We start from the raw sequence: 6,336 nt of genomic DNA on the forward strand, positions 1-6,336 counted from the left end.
AGGCACTGCCGCGCTTGGAAGAACGCTCGAGCGCCGGTAGCGGAAGCGGGGCACGGCATGGGTGCGGGATTAGCGTGGACGCCAGGCAACTGCCCTCCGGCACACAAGAGTCGGGGGCAGAGACCGGCGTGCAGCATCGCTGCCCCGTACCTCACCGGTGACGGCTCGTTCGCGGACCCGAGTGGTCGGCTCCGCACACCCCGCGGCGCCGAGCGCACGTCTCCCTCACGAAGAACCCAAGGAGGACCCCGGCCATGGCTCTGAACGGCGCCGCAGTCGACGAACCGGCACCCGCCGCGGCACGGAAGGCGGTTCGACACCGTCTGCTGATGTGCCGCCCGCAGTACTTCGACGTGACGTACAGCATCAACCCGTGGATGAACCCGGAGAAGCCGACGGACGCCCGGGCGGCGCTGCTCCAGTGGGAGCAGCTGCGCGAGTTGTATGTCTCGCTCGGCCACACGGTCGAGCTGGTCGAGCCGGTCGAGGGTCTGCCGGACATGGTGTTCGCCGCCAACGGGGCCACCGTGGTGGACGGCAAGGTGCTCGGCGCCCGGTTCCGGCACCGGGAGAGGACCGCGGAGGGGCCGGCCTACCTCGAGTGGTTCGCCCGCAACGGCTTCAAGGAACTGCTGTGGCCGGAGCACATCAACGAGGGCGAGGGCGACTACCTGCGCGTGGGACGCCGGATGCTGGCCGGCACCGGCTTCAGGACCGATCCCCGCTCACACGCTGAGGCCCAGGAGTTCTTCGGTATCCCGGTGACGGGGCTGACGCTGGTCGACCCGAGCTTCTACCACCTGGACACGGCGCTCTCGGTGCTCTCCCCGGACGAGGTCATGTACTACCCGGCGGCCTTCAGCCAGGGCAGTCAGGCGGTGCTGCGGGAGATGTTCCCGGACGCGGTGCTCGCCTCGGACGAGGACGCCGCGGTGTTCGGCCTCAACGCCTTCTCCGACGGGCTCAACGTGCTGCTGCCGCAAGCGGCCACCGGGCTCATCGCGCAGCTGAAGGAGCGGGGCTTCAACCCGATCGGGGTGAACCTCGGGGAGCTGCTCAAGGCGGGCGGCAGCGTCAAGTGCTGCACCCTCGCGCTGTCCTGACGCGCGCTGTCGCGACACGACAGCCCCGCGGCCGCCGCCCGGCGCTCCGGGGCGGTGGGCGGCGGGGCCGGTGGCGGTACCGCCCCTGACGCTCAGGGCAGCGCGGTGAACGCGGCGAAGAGGTCGTCGAGTTCGTGGGTGTGCACGGTGAGCGACTCGGCAGGAACCGCTGCCGCGTCGAGGACGGCGAGTACGGTCCGGAGGGTCTCGGTGCCGGCGTCGCCCGGAATCTGGAGCGTGAGCGTCACCGGGTCGCTCCACGCGTCGCCGAAGCCCGGGCCCGGCCGGGCCCGGAAGGCGGCGCGGGCCCGGGCGAGCGCGATCGCGTCGGCGAACCGCAGGCGGATGACAGCGTCGGGCGGATCCTTCCGGGACGTCTGCCGGAATTCCGGGCCGCCGGAGCCGGCATCGCTTGCCGGCCCACAGGGGGTGTGTGTCACGGGCACTGCCCTCGCCTTCGCTCGGGAGTCGTCGCTCGGATGCCGGTGTGCCGCTGCTCGCTCACTTCAGGACCTCCGCCCTTCTGCGGGGGCTCGTGACCACGGGCCAGGCCCCATGACCGGTGGACATGCGCTCGAGTACGACAGGAGCACACGTGGATGTGATGCGGGCTCTTGGAAAGGTGAACACCTGTGGGCCCGCACGGTGACCGCGTCGCAATCATCCCGCGCGGACGCGGGCCGACGGAGCATCGATTTCCGTCAACTCGCTCGGAACTGCTGCTGCTCCTACTGTCACACGGGTCCACCCCTCGCACGGGTGATGATGCGCTTTTCCTCGAAAGTAGATCGTGGACAGCTTGAATTGGAGTGGCGGCCGATTCTGCGTTCTGGTGAACGACGAGCAGCAGCGCTCGCAGTGTCCCGCGTTCGCCGGTGTTCCCGCCGGCCGGCGCCTCGTGTTCGGCGAGGAGAGCCACGAAAGGTGCCTCGCGTACGTGGGGGAGCGCTGGATCGACCTTGGGCCGCGCAGCCCGCGGGGCGCGATGGACACCGGCGCGGCCGGTGCCGCTGCCGCGTGAGGTGACCGGGCGCCGCTCGGTACGGCCATGAGGGTGGGCCCCGGTGCTGCAGCGGCAGCACCGGGGCCCACCGCCTGCCGTGCCGCCTCAGGCGGCCGAGCGCGCGACCTCCACGGCGCCACCCAGCTCCCGCTCGGTGCGCCGCAGCACGATCGAATCGGCGATCTCGCCGCTGCGCACCGCGATGTTCGACAGCAGGGCCGACGACAGACCGTGGGTGTGCTCGGTGCCGCCCTGAAGGTAGACACCGGCGGTCAGTCCGGTTGCGGGGACGAGACGATAGTCGCGTTCCACCCGGTGCTTGCCCGTCGCGTCGCGCAGGAAGTGCCGGTCGAAGTCGCCGAGCAGGCGCGCCGGGTCCAGGCCGTCGTAGCCGGTGGCGAACACCAGGGCGTCCAGAACCAGTTCCTCCGTGCGGTCGTCGAGCACCGAGCGCACGACCACCCGCGCCCCGCTGCCGAGGCGTTCGACCTCGGCGACCCGGGTGAGGTTGCGGAAGTGCAGCCGCTGGGTGCCGCGCACCTGCTCGTCGTACGACCGCTGGTACAGGGCCCGGATGACGTCGGCGTCGACCACCGAGTAGTTGGTGTTGCGGTGATAGCGCCAGAACGAGTCCCGCGCCCGCTCGGTGCCGAAGTAGTATTCGTCGACGGCGCTGGGGTCGAACACCTGGTTGGCGAAGGGCGTGTCGTCGGCGACGGAGTAGCCGTAGGACGGGATGACCGCGGTGACCTGGGCGTGCGGCAGCGAGTCGTAGAGGAACCGGGTGATCTCGGCCGCGCTCTGGCCGGCGCCGACCACCGCCACGCTCCTGAGGTCGCCCAGGGCCTGTGCGTTGAACCTGCTCAGGAACTCAGAGCTGTGCCACACCCGTTCGTCGGACGCCACGCCCTCGGGCATGCGCGGCACCAGGCCGGTCGAGATGACCACGTTGCGTGCGCTGACCACGCTGGTCGTGCCGTCGCTGCCGCGCACCTCGATCTCGAGGATGTCGGGCGTTGTGGAGCCGGGCTCGTCGGCGGGCCGGATCGAGGTGACCTCGGCGCCGTAGGTGACCCGGTCGCTCAGGCCGGCGGCCGCCCACTCCAGGTAGTGGTGGAATTCCTGGCGGGTCGGGAAGAAGTCCTGGTTGTTGACGAACTGCACCAGCCGGTTCGAGGCGTGCAGATACGAGATGAAGCTGTACCGGGACGTCGGATTCCTGAAGGTCGCCAGGTCCTTCAGGAACGAGATCTGCATGGTCGTCGACGGCAGCAACATGTTCCGGTGCCAGCCGAACGCGGGCTGCCGCTCGAAGAAGTGAGACGTGAGCGGATGCTGCGGAGAGCTCGCCTCGTGTTCCTCCAGGGCGATCGCGAGCGACATGTTGGACGGGCCGAACCCGATACCGACCACGTCGTAGATCTCTTGGCTGGGCCTACCCGTTATGTCCATAGAAAATTCTCCCGCTTGCGTCTGGAAAACTCGACCGGTGGGCTCGAGAGACCGTCTTGCAGTGTTCTCCGGAAAGTGTCTAAAAGGCAACTCGAGGACGGCATGAAGACGGTTCGACGGCCTTGTGGGGCGCCGGGCGATCGAAAGCGTTGTCCCGTCGACGGGACGGGCTGTATGGTCGGCGCGGATTCTCAAGATTTTCGCGTGGCGCGGCCTATGGCGTATGTGTCCGTAGTTATTCGTCAGTCCTGCCCTGAGCCAGAGCCATGCCCCGAGCCAATTGCCGAAAGGTGAATCCGGATGTTCGTGCCGAGCTTTTATCGCGAACCGGACAGTGCGTGGATGGTGGACCTGATCCGTGGCAACCCGTTGGCGCTCGCGGCGACCAACGGCAGCCCCGAGGACGGTCCCTTCGCCACCCATCTGCCGGTCATCTTCGACCCCGAGACCTCCGGCGACCGGTCCGGCGAACTGCCGGGGGCCACGTTGCTCGGGCACATGAACCGGGCCAACCCGCACTGGGCGGCCCTGGAGACGGGCAGCGTCCTGCTGCTGACGTTCACCGGTCCGCACTCCTATGTGTCGCCCACGGTGTACGAGGTGACGCCGGCCGCCCCGACCTGGAACTTCACCGCGGTGCACGTCCGGGGCGTGGTCGAGAAGATCGACTCGATCGAGGAGACGCTGGGCGTGGTGCAGTCCACCGTGCGCGCCTACGAGGGGGCGTTCGGCAACGGCTGGGACATGACCGAGTCGCTCGACTACTTCCGCAAGATCGTGCCCGCTGTCGGTGCCTTCCGGTTCACGGTGACCGGGGCCGAGGGCATGTTCAAGCTCAGCCAGGAGCAGCCGGGGGAGGTGCGCGAGCGGGTGCGGGAGTCGTTCGGCCAGAGCGGGTGCGCCTACAAGCGCGAGGTCTCCGGGCTGATGAGCCGGCTGCCGTGACGTGCCGAAGGTGCCGGTGTCGGGACCTCAGGCACTGATGGCCACCGGGCGTGTCCGCTCGGTGAGCACCCCGGGCCGGGTGTTCCCCTCGGGGATGCCCGCCGCCGGCGCGGCCAGGCTCTTGACGCGCGTGAGCCCCGGGATCTCCTTGCGCTCCTCCGGCGTGCCGAGGTCCTGCAGGGCGCTCGAGGCCGCGCTGTCCAGCGTGGTCATCACCCACTGCTCGAAGTCGAGGCCCAACTGCTCAGCAGCCTTGTGCCACCACTGGAGACGGCTGTCGGGGACCTCCAGGCGACGGATCGGCCCGGCAGGGGTGCGCGGCTGCTGCTCGCCCTGGCGCGCGGCGCGGATGGCGCCGCGCAGCTGCTTGGTGGTCCACTGCTGCTGCTCGGCGCGGTCGAGCCAGAGTTCCTGCTCCTCGACCGGCATGGAGGCCAGCTCGGCGTGGTGCTGGAAGCTCAGGGCGGGCCGGCGCCGAGTGAGGTCGAAGCGCCGGGAGACCCAGGCGTAGTTGCGCAGGGTCTGGTACGACAGACCCGCGGCGCGTATCCCCCGCTGGTACCGGTCGGTGTAGTGGTCCTTGCCGTACACGAGCCAGTCGCCCAGCCACCAGGAGGACGAGTCGAGGACGTCGGCGAGCTGGCGCCCGGCCCGCTCCCACTCGTCGTAGGCCATCTTGGCCGGCATCCGGAGGCCCACCTTGGTCGTCAGCACCTGGCCCCGGCGCGGCACGGCCCCGGCGGTCGGTGGCTGTCGCGAAGGGGTCTGCGGGAGCGCGGGTGCCGGGCCGCCGTGCGACCCCGCGGTCCGACCGGCCTGACGCGTCATCATGCCTCCATGAAAAGGGTCCACATAACCGGCGAGAAGCCTCGCAGGGCGGGGTGGAGCTGGGCCGGAGTGGCACTCGAACGGTTGCGCGTCGAACGTCTCCGTGGCATGACGCCGGTGTGTCCCGCCGACGGGACACCTACGCCCGCGCCGGCCGCTGTCTCAGTGCCTCCCGGGAGGGGCCTGTGACGGGGCCGGCCGGGCCGTGCTCGTCATCCTGCGGTCAGTGGCCTGCGGCGGTGATGTCGCCGTAGGCGGTGGTGGCGTGGATGGTCAGGTGGGGGGTGCCGTCGTTCCTGAGGGAGTTGTGGACGCGGCCGTAGGTGGTGCCGGCGTCGAGTGAGGCGGAGATGCCCTGTGCGGTGTCGACGGAGATGTTGCCGTGCTGGGTGGTGAGGGTGAGGGTGCCGGCGTGGGCTTCGGTGATGCGGATGTCGCCCCTTTGGGTGCTGATCTCTGCGGGGCCGGTCAGGCGGCCGACGGTGATGTCGCCGTCGTGGGCGGTGAGGCGGGCGCTGGCGGCTTCGTCGAGCTTGACCGAGCGGTGGCCGCCCTCGAGGGCTACGTCGCCGAGTCGTCCGACGCCCCGGAGTTCGGCGGCGGCGGTCCTGGCTTCGATGCGGGAGCCGGCGGGCAGTTGGACGGTGATCTCGACGGATCCGGAGTTCCCGAGGAACCGGTTGCCGGCTTCGGGGGCCTGGATGCGCAGGACGCCGTCGCCGTAGGAGACCGTGATCTCCTCGGCGGCCTTGATGTCGCGGTTCTTGCCGGGGTCGGCGGGCCGCACCTCGATGGTGGTGTCGTTGCGGTCGGCGGCGATGAACTGGAGGCGGCCGGCGGGGATGTCGAGGGCGGCGGTGATGGGGGTGGGGGTGTCGAACTTCTGGGGGTTCGGGTTCTTCTGCACGGTGGGCTCCTCCGGCTCGCGGTCGTGGTTTCCGATGAGGGAAACGCTACGTTGCGTTCGTCCTTCCGGCAACTGTCTCGTTGCGTAGAATGCCAATA

At 69.8% G+C, this 6,336-nt stretch carries 7 protein-coding genes; 3 read left to right on the top strand and 4 right to left on the bottom strand.

The window, feature by feature from the left end:
* The first annotated feature begins 254 nt into the window (after window positions 1-254).
* Window positions 255-1,103, top strand: coding sequence for a dimethylargininase (gene ddaH, locus AC5WRT_RS38515; RefSeq protein ID WP_496098604.1), 849 nt, complete (start codon window positions 255-257; stop codon window positions 1,101-1,103).
* 92 nt (window positions 1,104-1,195) lie between these two features.
* Here ddaH and AC5WRT_RS38520 read toward each other — a convergent pair whose 3' ends face one another.
* Window positions 1,196-1,543: a hypothetical protein gene (locus AC5WRT_RS38520; protein WP_496098605.1), complete on the bottom strand. Its 348-nt coding sequence runs from the start codon at window positions 1,541-1,543 to the stop codon at window positions 1,196-1,198.
* 350 nt (window positions 1,544-1,893) lie between these two features.
* Here AC5WRT_RS38520 and AC5WRT_RS38525 point away from each other — a divergent pair, with 350 nt between their 5' ends.
* Entirely contained in the window at window positions 1,894-2,124 is a 231-nt protein-coding gene (locus AC5WRT_RS38525; protein WP_496098606.1) for an MbtH family protein, read from the top strand.
* A gap of 87 nt (window positions 2,125-2,211) precedes the next feature.
* On the opposite strand, the gene AC5WRT_RS38530 is transcribed toward AC5WRT_RS38525, so the two are convergent.
* Window positions 2,212-3,558, bottom strand: a complete 1,347-nt coding sequence (locus AC5WRT_RS38530) for a lysine N(6)-hydroxylase/L-ornithine N(5)-oxygenase family protein (protein WP_496098607.1) — start codon at window positions 3,556-3,558, stop codon at window positions 2,212-2,214.
* A 300-nt stretch (window positions 3,559-3,858) separates the two neighbouring features.
* Between AC5WRT_RS38530 and AC5WRT_RS38535 the strand changes: the two genes are divergently transcribed.
* Window positions 3,859-4,503, top strand: coding sequence for an FMN-binding negative transcriptional regulator (locus AC5WRT_RS38535; RefSeq protein ID WP_496098608.1), 645 nt, complete (start codon window positions 3,859-3,861; stop codon window positions 4,501-4,503).
* A gap of 27 nt (window positions 4,504-4,530) precedes the next feature.
* Here the strand turns inward: AC5WRT_RS38535 and AC5WRT_RS38540 are convergent, their stop codons facing one another.
* Both AC5WRT_RS38540 and AC5WRT_RS38545 read right to left on the bottom strand, forming a co-directional pair.
* Window positions 4,531-5,235, bottom strand: coding sequence for an LmbU family transcriptional regulator (locus tag AC5WRT_RS38540; protein WP_496098610.1), 705 nt, complete (start codon window positions 5,233-5,235; stop codon window positions 4,531-4,533).
* Window positions 5,236-5,554: 319 nt separating this feature from the next.
* On the bottom strand, window positions 5,555-6,238 hold the full coding sequence (locus AC5WRT_RS38545) for a DUF4097 family beta strand repeat-containing protein (protein WP_496101078.1): 684 nt from the start codon (window positions 6,236-6,238) through the stop codon (window positions 5,555-5,557).
* Window positions 6,239-6,336 lie beyond the last annotated feature (98 nt).

This window comes from Streptomyces sp. NTD91, from assembly GCF_059510455.1.